This window comes from Olsenella sp. Marseille-P4559, from assembly GCF_900605015.1.
In the GTDB taxonomy this organism is placed as follows: domain Bacteria; phylum Actinomycetota; class Coriobacteriia; order Coriobacteriales; family Atopobiaceae; genus Tractidigestivibacter.
In genome coordinates, this window is sequence record NZ_LR027574.1 from 446,606 (window position 1) to 467,790 (window position 21,185).

22 protein-coding genes are annotated in these 21,185 nt (G+C 60.6%); 9 read left to right on the forward strand and 13 right to left on the reverse strand.

What is annotated here, in order from left to right; genetic code table 11:
* Positions 1–24 precede the first annotated feature (24 nt).
* Positions 25–987 carry a tRNA (adenosine(37)-N6)-dimethylallyltransferase MiaA gene (gene miaA, locus E0E00_RS08195; RefSeq protein ID WP_242622194.1) on the forward strand — a complete coding sequence of 321 codons (963 nt, stop codon included), beginning with the start codon at positions 25–27 and terminating at the stop codon, positions 985–987.
* Positions 974–2,314, forward strand: a complete 1,341-nt coding sequence (gene hflX, locus E0E00_RS08200) for a GTPase HflX (RefSeq protein ID WP_130812046.1) — start codon at positions 974–976, stop codon at positions 2,312–2,314. Before miaA ends, hflX begins: the two co-directional genes overlap by 14 nt.
* Here hflX and E0E00_RS08205 read toward each other — a convergent pair.
* Complete coding sequence (locus tag E0E00_RS08205; RefSeq protein ID WP_242622195.1) at positions 2,292–3,005, reverse strand: heparan-alpha-glucosaminide N-acetyltransferase; 714 nt, start codon at positions 3,003–3,005, stop codon at positions 2,292–2,294. The genes hflX and E0E00_RS08205 overlap by 23 nt on opposite strands.
* 80 nt (positions 3,006–3,085) lie before the next feature.
* Complete coding sequence (lexA, locus tag E0E00_RS08210; RefSeq protein ID WP_130812048.1) at positions 3,086–3,748, reverse strand: transcriptional repressor LexA; 663 nt, start codon at positions 3,746–3,748, stop codon at positions 3,086–3,088.
* Positions 3,749–3,944: 196 nt separating this feature from the next.
* Here lexA and E0E00_RS08215 point away from each other — a divergent pair, with 196 nt between their 5' ends.
* From E0E00_RS08215 to E0E00_RS08240, 6 genes are all read left to right on the forward strand, one after another.
* Entirely contained in the window at positions 3,945–4,385 is a 441-nt protein-coding gene (locus tag E0E00_RS08215; RefSeq protein WP_130812049.1) for a LysM peptidoglycan-binding domain-containing protein, read from the forward strand.
* Positions 4,386–4,536: 151 nt separating this feature from the next.
* Positions 4,537–4,986 (forward strand): transcriptional regulator NrdR, encoded by a 450-nt coding sequence (gene nrdR, locus E0E00_RS08220; protein ID WP_130812050.1) that lies wholly within the window; start codon positions 4,537–4,539, stop codon positions 4,984–4,986.
* Complete coding sequence (gene dut / locus E0E00_RS08225) at positions 4,983–5,429, forward strand: dUTP diphosphatase (protein ID WP_130812051.1); 447 nt, start codon at positions 4,983–4,985, stop codon at positions 5,427–5,429. Before nrdR ends, dut begins: the two co-directional genes overlap by 4 nt.
* Before the next feature lie 99 nt (positions 5,430–5,528).
* Positions 5,529–6,842, forward strand: coding sequence for an NCS2 family permease (locus E0E00_RS08230; protein WP_130812052.1), 1,314 nt, complete (start codon positions 5,529–5,531; stop codon positions 6,840–6,842).
* Between the two features lie 158 nt (positions 6,843–7,000).
* Entirely contained in the window at positions 7,001–8,317 is a 1,317-nt protein-coding gene (locus tag E0E00_RS08235) for a solute carrier family 23 protein (protein ID WP_130812053.1), read from the forward strand.
* A 197-nt stretch (positions 8,318–8,514) separates the two neighbouring features.
* Positions 8,515–9,471 (forward strand): NAD(P)/FAD-dependent oxidoreductase, encoded by a 957-nt coding sequence (locus E0E00_RS08240; RefSeq protein WP_130812054.1) that lies wholly within the window; start codon positions 8,515–8,517, stop codon positions 9,469–9,471.
* Between the two features lie 229 nt (positions 9,472–9,700).
* On the opposite strand, the gene E0E00_RS08245 is transcribed toward E0E00_RS08240, so the two are convergent.
* The 10 genes from E0E00_RS08245 to E0E00_RS08290 all read right to left on the reverse strand — a co-directional run bounded on the left by E0E00_RS08245 (position 9,701) and on the right by E0E00_RS08290 (position 19,379).
* The gene (locus E0E00_RS08245; RefSeq protein WP_130812055.1) at positions 9,701–11,314 is read right to left on the reverse strand and encodes a ClC family H(+)/Cl(-) exchange transporter; all 1,614 of its coding nucleotides are present in this window, start codon (positions 11,312–11,314) and stop codon (positions 9,701–9,703) included.
* Positions 11,315–11,467: 153 nt separating this feature from the next.
* Positions 11,468–12,643, reverse strand: a complete 1,176-nt coding sequence (locus E0E00_RS08250) for an NlpC/P60 family protein (RefSeq protein ID WP_130812056.1) — start codon at positions 12,641–12,643, stop codon at positions 11,468–11,470.
* A gap of 174 nt (positions 12,644–12,817) precedes the next feature.
* Positions 12,818–13,354 (reverse strand): adenine phosphoribosyltransferase, encoded by a 537-nt coding sequence (locus E0E00_RS08255; protein ID WP_130812057.1) that lies wholly within the window; start codon positions 13,352–13,354, stop codon positions 12,818–12,820.
* A 64-nt stretch (positions 13,355–13,418) separates the two neighbouring features.
* On the reverse strand, positions 13,419–14,153 hold the full coding sequence (locus tag E0E00_RS08260) for a MerR family transcriptional regulator (RefSeq protein WP_130812058.1): 735 nt from the start codon (positions 14,151–14,153) through the stop codon (positions 13,419–13,421).
* A 3-nt stretch (positions 14,154–14,156) separates the two neighbouring features.
* On the reverse strand, positions 14,157–14,591 hold the full coding sequence (locus E0E00_RS08265) for an FHA domain-containing protein (RefSeq protein ID WP_130812059.1): 435 nt from the start codon (positions 14,589–14,591) through the stop codon (positions 14,157–14,159).
* A 42-nt stretch (positions 14,592–14,633) separates the two neighbouring features.
* A complete protein-coding gene (locus tag E0E00_RS08270; RefSeq protein ID WP_130812060.1) occupies positions 14,634–15,011 on the reverse strand; it encodes a Rid family detoxifying hydrolase in 378 nt (125 codons plus the stop codon).
* Complete coding sequence (locus E0E00_RS08275; RefSeq protein WP_130812061.1) at positions 15,008–15,910, reverse strand: hypothetical protein; 903 nt, start codon at positions 15,908–15,910, stop codon at positions 15,008–15,010. Before E0E00_RS08275 ends, E0E00_RS08270 begins: the two co-directional genes overlap by 4 nt.
* A gap of 49 nt (positions 15,911–15,959) precedes the next feature.
* Positions 15,960–17,102: a D-alanyl-D-alanine carboxypeptidase family protein gene (locus E0E00_RS08280; RefSeq protein ID WP_130812062.1), complete on the reverse strand. Its 1,143-nt coding sequence runs from the start codon at positions 17,100–17,102 to the stop codon at positions 15,960–15,962.
* Complete coding sequence (locus E0E00_RS08285; protein WP_242622196.1) at positions 17,102–17,833, reverse strand: CDP-alcohol phosphatidyltransferase family protein; 732 nt, start codon at positions 17,831–17,833, stop codon at positions 17,102–17,104. Before E0E00_RS08285 ends, E0E00_RS08280 begins: the two co-directional genes overlap by 1 nt.
* 154 nt (positions 17,834–17,987) lie before the next feature.
* Positions 17,988–19,379: a M20/M25/M40 family metallo-hydrolase gene (locus tag E0E00_RS08290; protein ID WP_130812064.1), complete on the reverse strand. Its 1,392-nt coding sequence runs from the start codon at positions 19,377–19,379 to the stop codon at positions 17,988–17,990.
* Between the two features lie 168 nt (positions 19,380–19,547).
* Here E0E00_RS08290 and E0E00_RS08295 point away from each other — a divergent pair, with 168 nt between their 5' ends.
* Positions 19,548–19,886: a DUF1292 domain-containing protein gene (locus E0E00_RS08295; RefSeq protein ID WP_130812065.1), complete on the forward strand. Its 339-nt coding sequence runs from the start codon at positions 19,548–19,550 to the stop codon at positions 19,884–19,886.
* A gap of 107 nt (positions 19,887–19,993) precedes the next feature.
* Here E0E00_RS08295 and E0E00_RS08300 read toward each other — a convergent pair whose 3' ends face one another.
* Positions 19,994–21,163, reverse strand: a complete 1,170-nt coding sequence (locus E0E00_RS08300) for a phosphoglycerate dehydrogenase (RefSeq protein ID WP_130812066.1) — start codon at positions 21,161–21,163, stop codon at positions 19,994–19,996.
* Between the last annotated feature and the right edge of the window lie 22 nt (positions 21,164–21,185).

A 21,185-nucleotide genomic window follows, 5' to 3' on the forward strand; every position in this document is an offset into this window, starting at 1 on the left:
GATTGCCCCACAGGCGGACGGGTCGTGTGCATCGCAGGGCCTACCGCCTCGGGCAAGAGCACGCTCGCGGAGCTTGTCGCAGAGCGATTGGGGTCACCCGTTGTCTCGGTAGATGCCATGCAGATCTATCGTGGGATGGATATCGGTACGGCAAAGACGCCAGTAGCCGAGAGACGCGTCCCGCTCCTCATGGTCGATGTGGCCACCGTGGGTGAGGACTACTCGGTTCAGAGATTTCAGGATGACGCCCGCGTCTGTGTGGATGGGCTGCTGCGGCGCGGCCTGGTTCCCGTCCTTTGCGGCGGCGCGGGACTTTACCTCGACGCGGTCATCGACGAGATGGACTTTCCCAAGGGCATCAAGGGTGACCGGCGTCGTCAAGGATATGAGCGTATCGCTGCGGAGCAGGGCGGCCAGGCGCTTCATGACCTTCTGCGCGAACGCGATCCCAAGAGCGCCGCCCTCATTCATCCCAATAACGTTCGACGCTGCGTGCGTGCGCTTGAGATGCTGGACGAGGGTGTGAGCTACTCTCAAGAAAACGCCAGCCTCAGGCATCGTGAGCCTCACTATGATGATGCGCGCATCTGGGCCCTCTCCGTGCCACGAGAACGCCTTTACCAGCGCATAAACGAGCGCGTAGACAGGATGTTCGGAGAGGGCCTCGTCGAAGAGGTGCAGGGTCTTGTTGCATGCGGGCTTGACCGTTCGACTACGGCCGGACAGGCGATTGGCTACAAGGAAGTCTTGGCTGCGCTTGCAGGCGAGTGCACGCTCGAAGAGGCCAGAGACGAGGTCAAGCGCCGTACGCGACACTATGCCAAGCGTCAGCTCTCGTGGCTGAGAAGAGATGGCCGTGCACAATGGATCGATGTCGATAAGCTGGGCGTTGGAGAAGCCTGCGAGCTGATCGTGCGGGATGCGCGTGGGAAGACGTTCCCAGTGGCGTCGAGCCTGCGGGAGGGGAGTAGCCGTGTCGCGCTTTGAGCCCAGACCGACTGCGCCAGCGCGCGAGAGGGCCATCCTCGTGGGTGTCGACTTGGGCAGGAATGCCGACTGGACGCTTGACGAATCCATGGCCGAGCTGGCGCGGCTTGCCGAAACCGACGGCGCAGATGTGGTCTTCACGCTCACCCAACGCCTTGATGCCCCCGTGTCGCGCACCTTCATCGGCAAAGGCAAGGCGGAAGAGCTCGTCTCCCATGTGCGCAACCTCGACGCCGACATCGTGATATTTGATGACGAACTCACGCCTTCGCAGCAGTCTAACCTCGAGAAGATTGTGGGCGAGCCGGTCAAGATCATCGACCGCACCGCGCTCATTCTCGACATCTTTGGTGTGCATGCAACCACACGTGAGGGGCGCCTACAGGTACAGCTTGCCCAACTCCAGTATGTGCTCCCACGGCTCCGTGGCATGTGGGGTCACCTTGTGGGGGAGCAGACGCGCGGCGGCATCGGCTCTCGTTTTGGACAGGGCGAAAGCCAGCTCGAGGTAGACCGGCGCCTCGTGCGCAAGCGCATCTCGACGCTTCGCGACGAGCTTGCACGGCTTGAGACAAGGCGTGAGGTGCAGTCGAAGACGCGGTGGGACTCCGGTGTCTATCGCGTGGCCCTGGCCGGCTACACCAATGCCGGCAAGTCCACCTTGCTCAATGTCCTCACGGGCGCTGACGCGTACGTGCGCGACGAGCTCTTTGCCACGCTCGACCCCACGACGCGCTCGGTTGAACTTGAGGAGGGGCGCAAGATCACCGTCACCGATACCGTTGGGTTCATCCAGAAGCTCCCCACCACACTTGTTGAGGCGTTTAAGTCGACGTTGGCAGAAGTCCGGGCTGCCAATCTTGTCCTGCTTGTGGCCGATGCGTCTGACCCAGGCGCAGAGCGGCACCTATGCGCAGTTCGGTCGGTTCTGGACGAGATCGGGGCAAGCCAGATACCTTCTGTCCTCGTCCTCAACAAGTGCGACCTTCTCTCATCCGAGGATCTTGCCGAGCTGCAGTCCCGCTATCCTGACGCCGTTACCATCTCCGCGCGCGAGGGCACGGGTCTTTCTGGCTTGCTCTATCGGATCGCGCGCGAGGCATCGCGCGGTGACGCCACCGTCACCGTCCTCGTGCCCTTCGAGAAAGGCATCCTCATGAAGATGGTGCACGAGCGTTGCCAGGTCATCAGGGAGGTCTACACCGAGAACGGCCTTCTCGCTACGATACGCGCCTCCGAGAGGATGCGCGCCACCCTCGCGCCTTATACCGTCTCCGATGACGCTCTCGAGTTGGAAGAGCTTCCTACTCCCACACAACACCAGTGAGCAGCAGCAACACAGGCTGATGAACTACATAGACGAGGAGAGCATGACGTCCCACCAAGTTCAATACGGGAACGTGTGCGCGGCATGCCCACCTGGGGTAGCCTCGCTCCTCGAACCATGTGCCCATTGACGCTCCGGCAAGGTACATGAACACAAAGGGCACGAGGGGGTAATAGTCACCCGAGGAGAAGCCCGGACCGGGAATGCCCAGCCACGCAAGCCCAGGCGCCTCATAAAGTGCATGTGGCAGCGCGAGCGAGAGTGGGCCGATCCCAATGGTTCCCGAGGAGAAGCCAAGAAGCAGAACGAAGAGGATAAACAGGACCGCTGCCGCAATCGGACCCTGCGGAAGGCAATGGAGTTTTCCCAGCAGCCACGCCACCAACGTGCAGACGGACATGCAGTAGATGATGCCAAAGGAAATAGGCACATCAACTGCTGCAATTATCGTCACCACATAGACTGCAAGCGCCACCGTACCGTAGGCGAGCCCGCGCCTGAGGTTGCTCCTTGATAGGGGGCACATGCAGCCGGCGACGAACAGAAACGTCCACGAGATGCTGGCGCGCCAGATATCCTGTAGGGGAGGGGCAAACCAAGAGAGGTCTGCCCCGGCAAGAAAGCGCAAGTCATAGCAGAGGTGAAAGAGCACCATCGATATGACCGAGAATCCCCGGATCGCATCGAACACTCCAATCCGCTTGTGACGGTCTGCCTTGCTACTGACGCCGTCACCGACGCCAGGGCTTTTCAAGTCCGGCCCAGCCATCGCTAGGAGACTGAGCGGATAAGAGCCGTCACGCGTCCAAGGATGACAGGATTATCTGCATATATGGGACTCATGTGGTCGTTCTCGGGCTGGAGTCGGATGCGGTCCTTCTCGCGATAGAACGTCTTCACTGTTGCAGAGTCATCGATAAGCGCAACGACTATCTCCCCGTCGTGTGCGTCATGCTGCTCTTTCACAACGATGTAGTCGCCATCAAAAATCCCCGCATTGACCATGGACTCGCCGCGAACTCGAAGGATGAAGGAACTGGAATCTCCCACGATGCTTGTGGGCAGCGTGAGGGTCTCCTCGACATTCTGCTCGGCGAGAATGGGCATGCCTGCAGCAACCCGCCCGACAAGCGGAAGTGAGATAACGTTCTTGCCGACATCTTCCTGTACCGTAGCGAGCTTAGCCTGAGTGCTCCCGTCCTCCGACACCTGCTTGTCAGGAACAACCTCAATAGTACGGGGCTTCTTGGGGTCCCTACTGATGAGCCCCATCTCCTCGAGTACCTTGAGATGCATGTGGACTGTCGAGGGGGAGGCCAGGCCTACCGCGGCTCCAATCTCCCTCACCGAGGGGGGATAGCCGTGCTCGTCTGTGTAGGTGCAGATGAAGTCATAGATGGCCCTCTGGCGCTTGCTGAGCTTTCCCTTTGACATGGCGTCTCCTCTCGTCTGGGCTAATCATACCTGGGATTGCGATGTATTGCAAACAAATGTTCTAAATTGACTTGACACGAACAAATGTACGTTGATACTAGAGTACAGATGTTCGGTCTTAAACGCAAGGCTCTAATTTGTGTCCCGTGCGTTCGCTATAAACGTTCCCGGCAAGCACTCGAGAGGGGATTACATCATGGCAAGCACCAACCGCGTGTACGGTACCGAGGGCTCCTCCGCCCTTGTTCCTTCGTATCCAACGCTTACGCTTCTTGAGGGTGGGACTGGCAAGCCCTTTGTGGTGGAGCGCCAACATGAAGACAGGTCATGTCGGGACATGGCCCGCGGGAATGTCCTCACTGCCATAGTTTGCACGTTTCTGGTTTCGGTCGGGCTCGTTGCCGCGCTTCTGGTGAGCAATGCTGCCGTCTCTTCTCGCAAGGAGGCCGCCCTGGCGTCTCTCCCTGGTGAGGAGGTAGTTGTTGAGGCTGGTGACTCCGTGTGGGGTCTCGCCTTCCGGCACCCCGTCGATGGGTACAGTACGGCAGAGCTTGTCCAATGGATTACCGAGAAGAACTCCCTCGAAAGCCCGACCTTGCAGCCGGGGCAATCTGTCGTTGTTCCTGCTTCAAACTAACGTAAGCATCGGACGTTCGGGCATTAGCGGATGTTTGGGTTTGGCTTCTCCAGCGTTTCCTTCCTTTCCAGTTTGGTTTCGAAGCCATCTTTGTGATGGATATTTGGACGCTATGTGTTAAGTTCCTAGTGGAAGTCCATTAGGAGGTTTGATGCGCTGTCCAAAATGCGGCTGTGAGGAGTCCAAGGTTGTCGACTCCAGGCCATCTGAGAGCAATGATGCCATTCGTCGTCGTCGCGAGTGCGTCAAATGCGGCTACCGCTTCACGACCTATGAACGTCGTGAGGACATGCCGCTCCTCGTGATGAAGAAAGACGGCCGAAAGGAGACTTTTGACCGCCAAAAGCTCATGCGCGGTCTCTTGACTGCCACGGTAAAGCGCAGCGTGCCTGTTGAGCTGCTCGATGGCCTCATCGACGACATCGAGTCAGAGTTGCGTGATGAGGGTGTCAACGAGATTTCGTCACACGACCTCGGGAGCATGGTTCTCAAGCGTCTCGTGGATGTGGATAAGGTTGCCTATATCCGATTTGCCTCTGTGTATCGGGACTTCAAGGATGTGGACGAGTTTAGCGAGGAGTTGAGGAGTCTCAACAAATGACGGACAAGAGACTGACGCTTCCCATCAAGCGCCTTGATTCATCGGTCGACCTACCAAGCTACGCCTACGAGGGCGATGCTGGTCTTGACCTTAGGTCGAACGAGGACGTGACCCTGGCCCCCTTTGAGCGGAGGCTCGTGGGGACGGGGCTTGCCATTGCCATTCCAGAGGGCTATGCCGGCTTCGTGCAGCCTCGCAGCGGCCTTGCCCTGCGCGAGGGCCTGTCCATGGCCAACACCCCAGGGCTTATTGACGCTCACTACCGTGGCGAGCTCAAGGTGTGCGCCATCAACCTCGACCCATCAAAGAGCATCCATATCGAGCGCGGCGAGAGGATTGCCCAGCTCGTTATACAGCAGGTCCCCGTGGTCACGCTTGAGGAGGTCGGCGAGCTTGACGAAACCGACCGCGGTGCCGGTGGCTTTGGCTCGAGCGGTACATAGGCTCGTGCATTCCTTTCCACAGCGCGTCCTGCTGCTGTCCCATGGCAGCAGCTGTATGTATAGGCTCGGAACTTACAGGAAACCGAAAGGATGGGAAACATGGAGAAGTTCTTCAAGATGGGGGAGCGGGGAACATCCACCGGTCAGGAGCTTCGCGCTGGCCTCACGACGTTTCTGGCTATGGCGTACATCATCGCCGTCAACCCCTCTCTGCTTGCGGCTGCCAGCGTTCCCATGAACGCTGCCGTCACCTCGACGTGCATCGGTGCTGGCATCATGACCATCTTCATGGGGCTTTTCTCAAATAGGCCCCTTGCCTGTGCATCTGGCATGGGTATCAACGCGGTGGTTGCCTTCACCCTGGCAGCCATCAACGGAGCCGACTGGCAGGCGTCAATGGCGGTCATTTTCGTCGAAGGCTGCGCAATCCTCCTGCTCGTTCTCTGTGGGCTCCGTGAGGCCATCATGGATGCCATCCCAGTTTCGCTCCGCCATGCCATCTCCGTCGGCCTTGGCCTCTTCATTGCGATGATTGGCCTTGCCGATGGCGGCATCATCGTAGCCAACGAGTCCACCATGGTCGCCTTTGGTGACGTTACGAGCCCAACGTTTATCGTCGGCCTCATTTCGATCGCTGCTACGGTCGCCCTCTATTCGATGAACGTGAAGGGTTCAATCCTCATCGGCATCATCATCGCGGTGCTTTGCGGCATTCCCCTGGGTGTGACCCAGATGCCCGCTGGTATCGTCTCCACCCTCGACTTCTCGTCTTTTGGCGCGCCGTTCATGACGGACGCTACCGGTACCGTTGCCGTGGTCAAGGTGCTCACCACGCCCATCCTCCTCGTCTTCGCGTTCTCCCTCATGATGTCTGACTTCTTCGATACCATGGGAACGGCAATGGCCGTTGCCAAGCAGGGCGAGTTCCTCAACGAGGACGGAACCGTTGAGAACATCCGCGAGATTCTGATTGCCGACTCTGCGGCGGCGGCGGTCGGCGGCCTCATTGGCGCCTCCTCGATCACGACGTTCGTCGAATCTGCCTCCGGTGCCGCCGATGGCGGGCGCACGGGCCTTACTTCGGTCTTCACGGGCCTCCTATTTATCGTCGCTGCGTTCTTCGCGCCTGTCATCTCCATCGTAAGCAGCGCTGCCACCTGCGGTGCCCTTGTCATCGTTGGCTTCCTCATGATGACCGATGTGGTTGACATCGATTGGACCGACCTTCTCGAGGGCTTCCCAGCATTCCTGGTCATTGCCGGCATCCCCTTCACGTATTCGATTTCCAACGGCATTGGCATGGGTTTCATTGCCTATGTCATCGTCGCCCTGGTCACCGGACGTGCCAAGAAGGTCAAGCCGCTCATGTGGGTGTCTGCGGCCGCCTTCCTCGTCTTCTTCCTGCTCTCCTAGGGGTTTGCGCGGATGAGGAAATTGAAGTGATGCAACGGGGACTCGGAGGCTTTCCTTCGGGTCCCCGTTTTCAGGGGACCCGTCGTGTTGCAGCACAGAATGGCATCTGTGACTATCGGCAAGTCCCGACCAACTACGCAAGGAGTGTGGTGTATCGCATGCAACAGCACGAGCGAGAGGTAATTGGCGTTGACGACCGCGTGTCGGTCTCTCGTGCAATTCCTCTGGGCATCCAGCACATGATGAGCATGTTTGGCTCGACCGTTCTGGTGCCGGTCCTCACAGGTCTCGATTCAAACGTGGCCATCATGTGCTCGGGCATCGGAACCATCTGCTATCTCTTGGTTACGAGAAACAAGATCCCTAGCTACCTCGGCAGCTCCTTTGCCTTCATCAGTCCCATCGTCATTATTGGCGCCACACGCGGCCTCAATGCAGCCCTCTCCGGCGTTGTGGTTGCCGGACTCGTGTTTCTCGTTGTGGCAGGCATTATCAAGCTTGCTGGGACGGACTGGCTCGACAGGCTGCTTCCGCCCGTCCTTGTCGCTTCGGTCATGGTCGTTATCGGCGTAGGTCTCTCGGCTACGGCAGCGGGCATGGCCTTTCAGACAACCGCGGCCGATGGCACGACCGCCTTCTATGGGCTTGGGGCCATTATCGCTGCAATCACGCTCTTTGCTGCGGTTATCTTCTCGAGCATGGGCGGGCTGATAGGCACGGTCCCCGTGCTTCTCGCCATCATCCTCGGCTATGTCGTCTCCCTTGCCTGCGGCCTTGTCGACTTTCGGGCCGTCACCGATGCCGCTTGGATAGGCCTTCCAGAATTCCAGCATCCCGTGTGGGACTGGGGTGCCATCGCCCTTGTCGGGCCGGTCGCCCTTGTCGTGGTCATCGAGCACATTGGACACCTCCTGGCTGTGGGCGAGATCGTGGGCAAGGACTATCGACCCATGTTGCCGCGCTCGCTTGCCGGCGATGGCATCTCAACGGTCATATCGGGCCTTCTGGGAGGTCCCCCAACCACCACCTATGCCGAGAACATCGGCGTCATGAGCGTGACGCGCGTCTATTCCACGCAGGTCTTCTGGTATGCGGCGGGATTCGCCCTCCTGGTCGGTGGCTTCTGCCCCAAGCTCTCTGCCCTTATCCGCTCCATTCCGTCACCTGTCATGGGCGGTGTGAGTCTGCTGCTCTTTGGCCTCATTGCGTCGAATGGCCTCAGGATGTTTGTGACCAACAAGGTCGACTTTGGGGTCAACAGGAACCTCATGATTGCGTCGGTGGTTATTATTCTCGGCGTTGGCATGGAGACCTCCGGCATCTCTATCCCCATTGGCCAGTACGCGCTTCCGGGCATGGCCACCTCGACCCTCGTGGGCATCCTCATGAACCTCGTGCTTCCCATGCCCGCCACCGTGAATGCCGCAGGCGCCACCCCTGCCGAATCCTCAAAGTCACGGCTGCGCAACGGGTAGGGCCCTTCAGCCCTGCGGAGCCTCAAGCCCCAGATTTATCCCCAATCCCCACGAAGCCCTCGGGCTTCGTGGGGATTCGTGTCTGCCAGTGGCAACAGTATATGTTACCTAAGCGGTTGGGTATAGCAGAGACAGCAAACGCCACGGGAAAGGCCGGGGGAGTGGAACCCACTCCACCACGGTCGGATTGGATTCGTATGGGCAGCAATAACGAGCAGGTAAAAGACCTTGTCATAGTCGGCGGTGGCCCGGCCGGCCTCGCGGCCGCCATCTACGCCCAGCGCTCGCTTCTTGATGCGGTCACGCTCGAGCAGGAGGCATTCGGCGGACAGACCATCCTCACAAGCGAGATTGACAACTATCCGGGCCTTCCTCATGCGGATGGCTACACACTCTCTGAAGCCATGCGCTCCCAGGCAGCCGACCTTGGCGCCGAGGTTCGCATGGAGCAGGTGACGGGCGTCTCGCATGACGAGAAGAGCGGCCTTTTCACCCTCGACACGCCTGATGGTGAGCTTGTTGCCAGGTCTGTCATCCTTGCGGGTGGCGCCACGCCACGTCGCGCAGGCTTTGATGGCGAGGAGAGGTTCGCGTCGCACGGTGTCTCGTATTGCGCTACCTGCGACGGTATGTTCTACCGTGGCAAGCGCGTCTACGTTGTAGGTGGCGGTAACTCCGCTGCCGAAGAGGCGCTGTTCCTCACGCGCTTTGCAAACGAGGTAATCCTTATCGTTCGCAAAGATCACCTTCGCGCCCAGGCAGCCGTTGCCCAAGAGCTCGAGAATAACGAGAAGATAACCGTAAGATACCTTACGAGCATTGTCTCGCTTGGGGGAGACGAGCTGCCAAACAGCATTACGTTTAGGAACAACGAGACAGGCGAGACCACGACGGAGACGTACGATGAGGGCTCCTTTGGCGTCTTCGTCTTTGTTGGTCGCGTTCCGGCTAGCGAGCTTGTCAGGGATCTTGTCGAGGTTGACCCTGTTGGCTACGTGGTTACCGATGAGCGCATGGCGACAAGGACACCGGGGCTGTTCGCTGCCGGAGACGTGCGCAAGACGCCGCTTCGCCAGATTGTGACGGCTGCAGCAGACGGTGCCATTGCGGCAAACAGTGCTGCCGCATATCTCGGTAGGCCCGTCGAAGGCTAGCGACGCACACGCACATCGAGTGCGTGCGCGAAGAGGCCTTCTGCTCGGTGCGCCCCTGAAAAGGCCCGTGTAGGTCCTCCAGGGGCGCGTTTCCTTTCTTTCGAAATAATCCGTGATAATATATCTTATGTAAAGTAGAGAGAAGCTAGAGTAGGAGTGGGCACATGGCTTGCACCCTCGGTGCCTATGCCACCTACACCCCTACTGCGCCACCGTGCCTCTCTGCTGGCTAGCGTTCGTTCGAGGGCGACCAGTTTGTGTTTACTCCCGCACGTGTCATCTGTTGGAGCTTGAGGGCCGCGTCGCTTTCCGTATCGGTGCTCATGATGATGAGCAGCTCGTCCAAGGCCATGATCTGTGTGCTACCCGTAGGCACAATCTCCTGGCCGGCACGTTCGACCGTCACGACGCGTACGCCATCGGGCCACGGAATGTCCCTGATGGGCATGCCCTCGATTCTCGCTCCGGTGCCCACCTTGTAGGTGTGGACGATCTTCTCGCCAGCCCCACCGTTCACCATGGGGTCATCGGGCGTTACTCCCAAAAGAGCTGCTAGCAGGTGTTCGTAGAACGGGTCAACGCGCAACAGGTTTGCCGTCACGTACGCGAGTATGGCAACAATCGAGACGGAAAGCAGTGAGTCCAGTGACCCCGTGAGCTCGAAGACCAGCACGACGGCAGTCACGGGGGCCCTTACAACGCCCGAGAAGCATCCGGCCACACCGAGGGCCACGAAGTTCACCACGTAGGCCTGGGGCAGCCCAAGGGCGTTTATCGCTATGACGCCAAACAATCCCCCGACGAGAGATCCCATGGCGACAAGCGGGAACAATGTGCCGCCAGGAGCTCCCGAGGCAAAGCAGATGGTCGTGAACAGGTACTTTGCCAGCAGCAGCCCCATGATCGCCCACCATGCCAGACCGCCCGTCTTCTGGATGGTCTCGACGATGGCATCGCCCCCGCACATGAGCTGCGGAACCGTAAACGCCACAACGCCAGAGAGCGCAAACGGTATGGCGAGGCGGGCATACGGGAGGTGCCCTTCGATCCTTGCGTAGCACCGTTGGGCAAAGAACATACCCTTGTTATGCAAGGCCCCAAGCACGCCACAGGCAAGACCCATGAGAACGACGAGGAGATAGTCGACGTGTGGCAGGTCGGCGGCAAACGAGAGGCTCAGCACCGGCCGCACGCCAATCACCTGCGAGACGAGAAAGTCTGAGACAACCGATGCCGTCATGACCGAGATGACCAGCGGCGCATTGAACTCCTTGTGGATCTCCTCGACGGCAAAGAGGACCCCCGTGAGCGGCGCGTGGAATGCGGCAGACATGCCTGCGGCGGCGCCACAGGTAACGAGGAGGCGTTCCTCTCCCCTGCCGCGCTTGAGCGCCTTGGCAACCGCCTTGCCGGACATGCCCCCAAGCTGCACCGAAGGCCCCTCTCGTCCAAGCGAGAGGCCTGCGAAGGCGCAGAGCGTACCCTCGGCAAACTTTGCGGCGACAACGCGGTGCCAAGGCATGTCAATGCGGCCGATGACCTCAGCGTCTGTCTGGGGGATGCCGCTGCCTTGGGTGTAGGGCTCCCACAGCAAGAGCTTTGACACAGCCACGAGAATGACAGCGAGGATGGCAAACCAGGCGGCCACAAGGATCGCGTGGCCCGCAAACGCTCCCGTAATGGAGCGTAGGCCCTTCTCGGCAAGGGACAGTGCAAGACGGTAGAGCGTCACGACGCCTCCGCCCAGAAGCCCGGCAAGCGCGCCCTCCCCCACCAGGTTCACCTGGAACCGGCGAGAGAGGCGACGCCCCACCGTAAGCCTACGAGCCGCACGCTCTGTCATGCACCAACCACCGCCATCATCCCGTCCACTCAGACCAGCAACAACCAGCCTACTCCTTTGCATGGCCGGCGGTTAGGGTCTGATACAGACAAGAAAAACGCCCCCGTTGGTTCGGGGGGGCGCAAGCAAGCCATGCATATGCAGCAGAAGCGACTAGTACGAACCGCCGCCGCAGAAGCCGTAGATGCCGCCAACGATGACGCCGGAAGAGGGGTTGGCTGCGTGGACGATCTGGCCGTTGCCAAGGTAGATGCCCACATGGCTCCCGCCGTACTCGAAGACAAGGTCGCCATAGGAGAGCTCGTCGATGCTCGTCTTCCATCCGCCGCTCGCCTTGATGGAGCCAATCATGTCATAGGTAGTGCGCCCACGGGCGCCCCCATAGACGTAGCAGACTAGACCCGAGCAGTCGAATGCATTGGGGCCGGAGGCACCATACACATAGGGGTGCCCAACGAGCGCGAGTGCGGCCGAGACGCCGCCGCCCGAGGGTACGTTAGGGCTGCTTGAGCCGCTGTTGGAGTTCGAATTGGAATTCGAGTGGCTGTTCGAGTTGCTGTTGCTGTTCGTGTTGGACGAGGTGCCACCACTGTTGGTGTTGCCTGAGGTGTTGTTCTCGGTGGTGCCGCCGCCGCTGTTCGAGTTGATAGTCTCTTGGGTCTGGATGGCCTGGACCACCGTAGTCACCGAGCTTGCCTGCTGCGCCTCTGCAGCCGCGGCTGCCTCTGCAGCAAGCTGAGCCTGGACCTCCTCGTTGAGCGAGTCGTAGTACTGCTGGGCCTCGGCGACCTGATTCTGGTAGTCAGAGGTTTGGGACTGGAGACTGTCCACCTGCGCCTGCTGATCCGACTGCTGCTGCTCGAGGTCGCTCTTCTGCTGCTCGAGCTGATCGGAGAGCGACTGGACCTCTGCGATTGCCTCGGCATCGGACTCGGAAACCTTGTCGAGGTAATAGATGTTGGAGGAAAGCTCCTCAAACGAAGCAGAGGAAAGGATCAGGTCGAGCGCGCTTGAGGAACCCGACTTGTACGAACTCTTCATGCGGCCACCCAGTTCCTGGCGCTTCTCGTCTAGCTGGGTCTGCGTGTCAGAGATCTGCTGCTCGGTCTCGGCGATGCTGTAGCCGGTCTGCTCGAGCTCGGAGGTGGCAGTGGAGAGCTGGTCCTGGAGAGAGGAAAGCGTGGAGCCAAGGGAGTCAAGCTTGGCCTGTGCAGCGGAGAGGTCATCCTGAGGGCTTGCCATGGCAACGGTGGGTACAACCGAGAGCGTGCATGGCGTGGCAAGGGCAAGAACCAGTCCCGCTGTGACGATTCTTCTTGCATGGGTCATTGCATAAGTCCTTTCGACGCTTGGAGAACATTCTACGCCAGACTCCGGCGAACGGCATGTCTTTCCATACGATGGGCAGAAGGCTCTGGGGCGCTTTCAGGTGCCTCGCATATGCAAGCCGACCGCCCCGTTGCGGGGACGGCCGAAAAATCGCTGGTAGAATGTACCAATTCCCTACTTGACGGGGATGAGCGTGTAGACCTCCTCGTTGGGATAGTCCTTGGCGATAACGTCGCGCGGATTCAGGAATGTGAGCTCGAGGATGAAGGAGAAGCCCCCGATGCGAGCGCCGGACTGCTCGACGAGCTTTGCCGCGGCAGCGGCCGTGCCACCCGTAGCCACTAGGTCGTCCACGATGAGCACCACATCATCCGCAGTGAGGGCATCCTTGTGAATCTGCAGCTCGTCGGTACCGTATTCGAGCGAGTAGGACTGGGAGTAGACCTCACGGGGGAGCTTGCCGGGCTTGCGGGCAGGAACGAAGCCCGCACCAAGCTTGTAGGCAACCGGTGCGCCCACGAGGAAGCCACGGGCCTCAGCGCCAACGACCTTCGTGATGCCGCGGCCAAGGAAATGGTCGGCGATATCGTCAACGAGATGCACGAGGCCGTCGGGATCGGCGAAGAGCGGGGTGATGTCCTTGAAGGTGACCCCCTTCTCCGGATAGTCGGGGATGCTCATGATGCGGCTCTCGTAGTCGAAATCAGACACGTGCGGTTCCTTTCCCTATTGCTGGTATGCGTGCTGCGATAAACCCTGCTATTGCAGGGGCGCCTTATGAGCCTTCCATGCCCTTGAACGACTGGTGCACAAGACGGCGGATGAGCTCGTTTCGCACGGCGTCGGTAAGTCCGAGCATACGTGAGAAGGCCTGCTCAAAGCGCTCCCGAGCCTCGTCTGTAACCTCGACCTCGACGCCGCCGCCCCTCTTTGCATAGACAACAAGCGCCTGTTCGAACATGGCAGACTCGCGGTTGGCCGAGTTCACGTACTGGCGCAGGTTCTTGGGTCCGATCCCATAGTGGCGAAGCTCATCACAGGTGCGGATGAGCCCGATGTCATGCCCGTCCACAAGGTCGCGCCCATGGGGAGAGCGCTTAAGCGTGATGACGCCTGCCTCAGAGAGCTGGCGCACAAAGCTTACCGAGACGCCCGCGACCTCAGGCATTCGATCGATGGGGTGGAGCCTCTCAACGGCCTCGCCATTCACCGGACACATGAGTGACGCCTCGACCGCGGAATCAGCAGCATGAGGCTCCCCTGCGTCCTCCCGCTCAAGCTCGTCCCTTATGACGGAGAGCGGGAGAAACCTGTTCTTCTGCAGGTAGAGGATGGTCTCGAGCCGCTTTATGTCACGCTGCGAATAAAGGCGATACCCGCCCGGCGTGCGGGATGGGTTGAGAAGCCCCTCGTCCTCGAGGTAGCGGACCTTCGATATGGTGAGGTCGGGATAGAGGCTCTGGAGCCGCTTTACGACCTTGCCGATTGTGAGGTATCCGGCGTCAGGCATGGCCTAGCCCTCGGCGTCGATCCTGCGCGGACGAGCGTTGGTATGGAATACCATGCGGAACGTGCCAATCTGGATGGTAGAGCCATCCTTGAGCGACGCCTTGCTCACGATGGCACCGTCGACCCACGTCCCGTTGAGAGAACCAAGGTCCTCGACCGTGGCCCTCCCCTGCGGGCATGCCGAAAGATCCATCTTTGCATGATGGCGCGAGACGGTCATGTCGTTAAGAAAGACACTGTTGCGCGGGTCGCGGCCCAAGGTGATGATGGGCGTGTCAAGCTCGAACGTCTCGCCAATCTGGGGGCCCTTGACGATGGTCAGCGTGGGATGCGCAGGCTTCTGCTCGGCCATGAGGTCGGGGACGGTTGCGTCTGCGGAGGGCATGCGAAAGATCTCCGTTGCCCCCATATCGGTGGCGTGGTTGTTGGTGGGCTGCATCAAATCTCCCCTCGAATGAGCTTTACGATTCCATGATACCGCTTACCTGCAGGCCACGCAGTCCATCTCGACAAGTGCTCCCAAAGGAAGCGCGGATACCGCAACGACGGAGCGTGAAGGCGCAGGCTGTGTGAAGCGCTCGGCAAAGACCCTGTCCATGGCGTCGAAGTCTTCCATGCGTGTCAGGTAGACAGTGGTCTGGGCCACATCGGAAAGCGAGCAGCCCACCTCCGCGAGGATGGCCTCGATGATGTCGATGACGCGTGACGTCTGGGTGGCCACGCTTTGCCCCACGACCGTCTGGCCGTCTGGTGCCACGGGAAGCTGTCCCGAGGTATACACAAAGCGCCCCGCAGTCGTACCTTGGGAGCAGGAGCCATAGGCATCCGGTGCCTGGGCGGCGTTGATTGCGTATTTCATATTCTCCCCCACTCTTCGCGAATGCCGCGTGCGCCAACAAAGTCGTTCCCCGGGCGAAGGAGTCCCCAGTTGCGCAGGTTCTGCTCGCCGATCTCGACAACGTCGCTCGACTCAAGCGGCCTTGTCCAGGGGCGCCTCGACCACGCTTCCAGCACGGCGTTACGCCCTACGGGCATAACCCACTCGAACGAGAGAAGGCTGCGCCACACAACACGGACGGCGCCCTGGTGAACGAGAAGCACATAGGAGGTGACACCGGCACCATCAAGCGGAAGCCCCATCGCAAGTGCCGGGATGTGCCCATCGAGCGAGACGCTCCCCACCGAACCGCGCGCGGGCAGCGAGCGAGCGGCATGAGGCAGGTAGTCTGCGAGAAGCTCGTTTGCCCGCTCGCCCATGACGAGAAGCGGTACGAGCATGCCGCTTGCCTCTTCGAGCGTCGTGCCCTCATAGGGCGCGTTGCCGTTGCTGCTTATCTGCGAGAGAAACGTAAGCCACCCGGCAACGACCGGACCCCTGTGCGTTGGGTCGAGAAGCACGTATTCGTGCCTGCCGGTACGGGCCACAAGTGGCACCGAGGTTATGGTTCCGTCACCGGTAAGCGCAGGCTCGAAGGCGCATTGCCCTACGCTGAGCTTGCGTGCGCAGAAGGCCGCCTCGCAGAGCTCCTGGGGGTGCATGCCAGAGATGAAGCGGTAGGTTGCGCCGGTGAGGTCTGCAACAGCGGCACCCCCGAGCGCCTTCGGGAGCGGCTGCTCACCGGGGTACGAGACGGGATAGGCAAGGCCCGTGTCCTCCGCGCGCCCAAAGCCTGCACCCAAGAGAAGATGCTCCTGGTAGAGTGCGCCTCTCACCGTCTTGGGAGAAGGCCCTCTCCCCTCTTCCTGCTCGTCTGCCATGAGAACTCCCTTTTTGAAGCTGGCGGGACCAGGCCCCGAGTGACCTCTGCTATGCGGCATACCCATAGAGGGGCAGCGTGAACACGTTAACACGGGGAATGTCGTCTAGCGTGGCGTGAGCCGTGTAATGGACGCTCCCTGCCAGCCTTCCGCCCTGCGTCCATACGGACGAGCCAACCGGCTGGCCATCGTCGACAAGCAGATCTCTCCGGAGCATCGTCGTGCTATAGGAGAGGTCCCCGCCATCGGGCCAGACAACCGCGCCCTCGTCATCTGTGGGAGTAACGACGCAGGACACGGCAAAGTTGTATGCATACGGTCGCACACCCACAACCCATGACCTCTTTGCCACGGAGCGCATCTCATAGTTCTCGTATGCCCAGTCGAGAAGCGACACGGTGTCGGTGAAGCGGCCCAAGCTTGTCTGCGCGCCCAAAACGCAGGTGAAGAGTTCCACGCCATCTCGCTGGCATGCGCCCAGGAAGGCGGCGCTTCCCTCGACATAGCCGGTTTTGATGCCACGAATCCCCTTGTAGGTTCCCAAGAGCTCGTCAGTCGAGTAGAACGTCTTCTGTGTGCCGCCAATGCTTACGGTGACGGAGCGCGTGTGCACCGTGGCGGCGACGAACGGGTACTCGGAGAGTGCCACCCTGCCCATGAGGGCAAGGTCAGAGACGGTGGAGTAGTGTCCGCTCTCATCAAGGCCGTGGGGGTTCTCAAAATGGGTGCTCGTCATCCCCAGCTCTTGGGCCTTCTCGTTCATGAGCTCAACGAAGGCCTCCTCGGAGCCTGCGACGTTCATTGCGACGTTCACTGCGGCGTCGTTGGCAGAGTAGACAAGCATCACGCGGAGAAGCTCGCGCAAGGTGGGTGTGTCGCTCTCAGTGAAGCCAGCCGTCTGCGAGTCTGGCCCCAAATCAGTCGCATAGATCCGACAGGGGGTGTCGAGGTCCATCCCAGCGTCGAGGGCCACCATCGCGGTCATTACCTTGGTTATCGACGCCATGGGCATCTGGGTGTCAGCGTTTTTCGAGTAGAGGACGTTGCCTGCGGAGTCCTCGACAATCGCGCATTGGGCCTCGCTTAGGGCGGGCTCCCCGAGCGAGTCTGCGGCGAGGGCTACATGGGGAAGCAGGAGGAGAAGCGCGCAGGCGATAAGCGCTGCACCAAGGTGGTTCTTGCGGACAGGCATCACCGGTCCCCCCTTCGCTCCCCAAGTGCCTCTCGGCGAATTTGCACGCCTTCGCAGGTGTAGATGACGGCGGTGGCCACCGAGCAGACGAGCCCCGCGTAGACGAAGAAGATGCCCAAGGTGGCAGGCTCGGCGTTGAGGCCAGGGAGCCATGAGACATCGCAGAGGCCAAGGCCACGTACGACGGGAGCTCCCAGGAGCAGGTCGCAGAAGCCAAGCATGAGAAGTGCCGTTGCGACCTTGCCGATGTAGACCACGTCCACAGGTCGCCGGCGGTATCTCTGAAGAATGAATGCTCCCACGGCAAGGTAGCAGTCACGGCCAATCACGAGCACCGCCACCCAGATGGGGAGCTCGCCGGTGAGAACAATGGCCAGCACGCCTGTGAAGAGCAGGACGCGGTCCATGATGGGGTCCATGACCTTGCCCAGCCAGCTGACGGTTTGGGTGCGTCGGGCAACCTGGCCGTCAAGGAAGTCTGTCACTGCGGCGATGGCATAGAAGCAGAGCGCGAGCACGCGGTTGGTGCCCTGCACAAAGAGCACGAGGAAGGCAATCGTGAGCGCGAGGCGGCATGCCGTAATGAGGTTGGCAACGGTGAGCACCTCGAAAGAGGGGTTGTCCGGAGTTCCTACCGGTGCGGTCGTGGTGCCCTTGCGCTGCGCAGCCTCCGCGTCCGAGTCGGTCACGGTCCTGATCTGGGAACCCAGGTTCTCAAGTTTTCTTGACACAGTCCTGTCCTTCTGGCGCTCGTCCGACCCGGCTATCCACCCTATTGCGAATGCCCGAAGCCCCATACTACCCCAACTTTGGCCGGATGCCGCCCCCTCGACACCGACCCCAAAACCTGACCAAGGCCTGATGCGCACTGGGCGGCTCCCCTCCCTAGAGGATGGTCCTCTCGAGAAGGCGTACCAGCACACGGATTCCCTGTGCGTATGTTTGGCGAGAAATGCGCTCGTTTACTCCGTGGACGCCGGTCGCCTCCTCCGGAGTTGGCCTAAAGGGGATGACGCGCAGTATGGAGTCGCAGATGCGCTCGTAGCGTATGGCGTCGGTGCCGCCGCAGACAAACGAGGGCACCACCTCGACGCCACCATAGAAGTGCTCTAGGGCCTCAGCAACCTCGGCGTAGCCAGCCCCCTCCGTCGAATCTATCCTCCCCGCGGGCGTGGCGTGGGCGACGTGCACGGTGATGCCTGTGCCGAGAAGCGCATGCTCCGCCCAAGCCAGCACGTCGCCTGCCGTGGTTCCTGGCAGCAGGCGAAAGTTGACAGTCGCGCTTACGTCACCCGGCATCACGTTGGGGGTGGCCGAGCCTCCTTCGAGCATGTCGACGGCCATCGTGGTGGCTACAAATGGATAGAGCTCCCGTCGCCCTGCAGCGAGGCAGGCGATCTTCTCGGCGTTGGCGTCTACGTCTTTGACAAGGGTGCGGAGGGGCTCTTCGGCAATGCGTGGCGCAAGGGTGCGGAAGGTGTCGCGCACGATGGGTGTGAGCTCTGGTGCAGGGCGCGCCTTCGACAGGCGCGAGATGCCATCGCAGAGGCGTTCGAGCGAGGTCCCCCCAAAGGGGTTTGAGGAGTGGCCACCCCCTCCCTTGGCCTCAAGACGCAGGTCGAGGTAGCCCTTCTGAGAGATGCAGATGTCCGTGAGGACGCGTCCGGGTGCACCCCAGATGGCACCGTCGACCATCGTCGTGGTGCCCTCGTCAAGCAGCCATGCGGCGTGCATGCCGCGCTCTGCAAGGAGGGCCGAGAGCCTCGTGGCCCCGGCGCTTGCGGTCTCCTCGTCTGCGCCGAACGCAAACACGACGCAACGACGTGGCTTCTCGCCTCGTGCGAGAAGGTACTCGAGCGCCTCGAGCTCCCCCATGAGCATGTCTTTGATGTCAAGCGTGCCCCTGCCCCAGATATGGGCCTCGTCCATGTCGCCAGAGAATGCGCCATGGAGCCACTCTTCCTCGGTACCCGGCACCACGGGCACCACATCCTGGTGGGCAAGGAGCAACACGCAGGGAAGCACGGGATCGCTTCCCGGGCAGGTGATGAGAAGGTTCCTTCCCACCTCCTCGAAAGCCGAGGAGGCCATGATGTGGGGATAGGAAGAGCGGACCAAGGCATGCAAATCATCGAAGGGCGCCTGCTCGGTATTCTCGCCACGATCTATGGTCTTGCATGAGACGGCTTGCGCAAGCCGCTTGGCCGCACCGGCGTAGTCGAGGTCAGGGTAGTCCCCCTCACATTTGTAATGTGCGTATACATTGATACCGCTCATGGTCTCCTCCCTACCGTCCACGGTTGGGCTCGGTTGTCTTTCCTATGGTAGACGGCGTAATTAGGTCTGTTCACCGAGAAGGCTTGCCTTTCACGTTCAGGAAATGATTGTGCAGATAAACTGGTCAATGGGTGCACGGGGTACCCGGTCCCGGATGAAGGAGAAGCCATGGCGGAAGACGAGGAGTACTTCGAGGACGCCGAGCTCGACTTTGACGAGCTGGAAGGAGACGACTTTGGCCTCGGGGACCAAGGCGGCTGGGCCGACGATGACCCGGAGTCGATTACGCTTGAGTATGACGACGGAACCTCCGAGAAGTGCGATGTGTTGGGAATCTTCCCATACGACGGCAGAGAGTACATTGCGCTCGCACCTGAGGGCAACCAGGAGTCGCTCTATCTCTACGGGTACGTTGAGCACGATGATGGCACCAACGACATCGTTCCCATTGACGATGACACTGAGTTTGACGCCGTGGCAGCGGAGTACCAGGAACTCATGGAATAGCCTGCTGCGGCGGTGCCCAATCGCCACCTGCTGCTCACGAAAACCGCCCCGCCCGGACGCGTCCGGGCGGGGCGAGCCTTTCGAGAGGGCACAGATGGTCCTGCCACTCACTGGGCACGGATGACACGGACACGGCGTACGCCTTCGGCCTGCGCAAGGTGGTCGATCACGTCCGCGGGAACCTCGCCTGCAATATCGATGAGGGTGTAGGCCATGGAGCCGCGACTCTTGTTGGCCATGTTCTCGATGTTGATGCCCGAGTCAGCAAGGTACTGGGAGAACTTGCCGATCATACCCTGTACGTTCTGGTGGATGAGGGAGAGACGCCCGCCAGACGCGATGGGACCGAGGTCGACAGAGCCAAAGTTCACCGAGTGGGAAACGTTGCCGTTCTCGATGAAGTCGCGCAGCTCCTCGGCTGCCATCACGGCACAGTTCTCCTCTGCCTCGGTGGTGGAGGCACCAAGGTGCGGCAGAACGATGGCGTTCCTCATGTCGGCCGAGACAGGATTGGGGAAGTCCGTCACGTAGTGCGCGATGTGGCCCTCTGCGAGGGCGGCCGCCATGGCACGCTCGTCTACGATGGTGTTGCGGGCAAAGTTGAGCACCACGGCACCTGGCTTCATCTGGGAGATGAGCTCTGCGCTCACCATGTTCTTGGTCGAGTCCATGGCAGGCACATGAATGGTGATGTAGTCGCAGTCGGCGACAAGGCGGGAGAGGTCACTGGCGTGCTCGATGCGACGGTCGAGGTTCCACGCCGCAGAGACCGAGAGGTACGGGTCATAACCTACGGCCTGCATGCCAAAGCGCGTGGCGGTGTTGGCCACGGCGGCACCAATGGCTCCGAGGCCGATGACGCCGAGGCGCTTTCCGGCAAGCTCATGGCCGGCAAACTGCTTCTTTGCCTTCTCGGCGTGCTTTGCGAGATCGGGGTCATCGGTGTTGGTACGCACCCACTCGATGCCGCCGACAATGTCGCGACTGGCCAGCAGCAGGCCAGCAAAGACAAGCTCCTTCACCGCGTTGGCGTTGGCACCAGGCGTATTGAAGACCACAATGCCCTCGTCTGCGCAGCGGTCGCACGGGATGTTGTTCACGCCGGCTCCGGCGCGCGCGATGGCGATCAGGCCCTTCGGGAACTGAGTCTCGTGGAGGCTTGCGCTTCTCACCATGATGGCGTCTGCGGCCTCTAGGGTGTCAGTGAGCTCATAGTTGGCGCCAAGGCGGTTGGTGCCCGCCTTGGCGATGTTGTTCATGCAGTGCACCTTGTACATGGAAGCGGCTCCGTTTCGTGAC

What these genes read in the sequence shown, in the direction of transcription:
- lexA (WP_130812048.1), bottom strand. Translation starts at nt 3,748, where the DNA reads ATGTCAAAGGGAAAGCTCAGCAAGCGCCAGAGGGCCATCTATGACTTC.
- E0E00_RS08215 (WP_130812049.1), top strand. Translation starts at nt 3,945, where the DNA reads ATGGCAAGCACCAACCGCGTGTACGGTACCGAGGGCTCCTCCGCCCTT.
- nrdR (WP_130812050.1), top strand. Translation starts at nt 4,537, where the DNA reads ATGCGCTGTCCAAAATGCGGCTGTGAGGAGTCCAAGGTTGTCGACTCC.
- dut (WP_130812051.1), top strand. Translation starts at nt 4,983, where the DNA reads ATGACGGACAAGAGACTGACGCTTCCCATCAAGCGCCTTGATTCATCG.
- E0E00_RS08230 (WP_130812052.1), top strand. Translation starts at nt 5,529, where the DNA reads ATGGAGAAGTTCTTCAAGATGGGGGAGCGGGGAACATCCACCGGTCAG.
- E0E00_RS08235 (WP_130812053.1), top strand. Translation starts at nt 7,001, where the DNA reads ATGCAACAGCACGAGCGAGAGGTAATTGGCGTTGACGACCGCGTGTCG.
- E0E00_RS08240 (WP_130812054.1), top strand. Translation starts at nt 8,515, where the DNA reads ATGGGCAGCAATAACGAGCAGGTAAAAGACCTTGTCATAGTCGGCGGT.
- E0E00_RS08245 (WP_130812055.1), bottom strand. Translation starts at nt 11,314, where the DNA reads ATGACAGAGCGTGCGGCTCGTAGGCTTACGGTGGGGCGTCGCCTCTCT.
- E0E00_RS08250 (WP_130812056.1), bottom strand. Translation starts at nt 12,643, where the DNA reads ATGACCCATGCAAGAAGAATCGTCACAGCGGGACTGGTTCTTGCCCTT.
- E0E00_RS08260 (WP_130812058.1), bottom strand. Translation starts at nt 14,153, where the DNA reads ATGCCTGACGCCGGATACCTCACAATCGGCAAGGTCGTAAAGCGGCTC.
- E0E00_RS08265 (WP_130812059.1), bottom strand. Translation starts at nt 14,591, where the DNA reads ATGCAGCCCACCAACAACCACGCCACCGATATGGGGGCAACGGAGATC.
- E0E00_RS08270 (WP_130812060.1), bottom strand. Translation starts at nt 15,011, where the DNA reads ATGAAATACGCAATCAACGCCGCCCAGGCACCGGATGCCTATGGCTCC.
- E0E00_RS08275 (WP_130812061.1), bottom strand. Translation starts at nt 15,910, where the DNA reads ATGGCAGACGAGCAGGAAGAGGGGAGAGGGCCTTCTCCCAAGACGGTG.
- E0E00_RS08280 (WP_130812062.1), bottom strand. Translation starts at nt 17,102, where the DNA reads ATGCCTGTCCGCAAGAACCACCTTGGTGCAGCGCTTATCGCCTGCGCG.
- E0E00_RS08290 (WP_130812064.1), bottom strand. Translation starts at nt 19,379, where the DNA reads ATGAGCGGTATCAATGTATACGCACATTACAAATGTGAGGGGGACTAC.
- E0E00_RS08295 (WP_130812065.1), top strand. Translation starts at nt 19,548, where the DNA reads ATGGCGGAAGACGAGGAGTACTTCGAGGACGCCGAGCTCGACTTTGAC.
- E0E00_RS08300 (WP_130812066.1), bottom strand. Translation starts at nt 21,163, where the DNA reads ATGTACAAGGTGCACTGCATGAACAACATCGCCAAGGCGGGCACCAAC.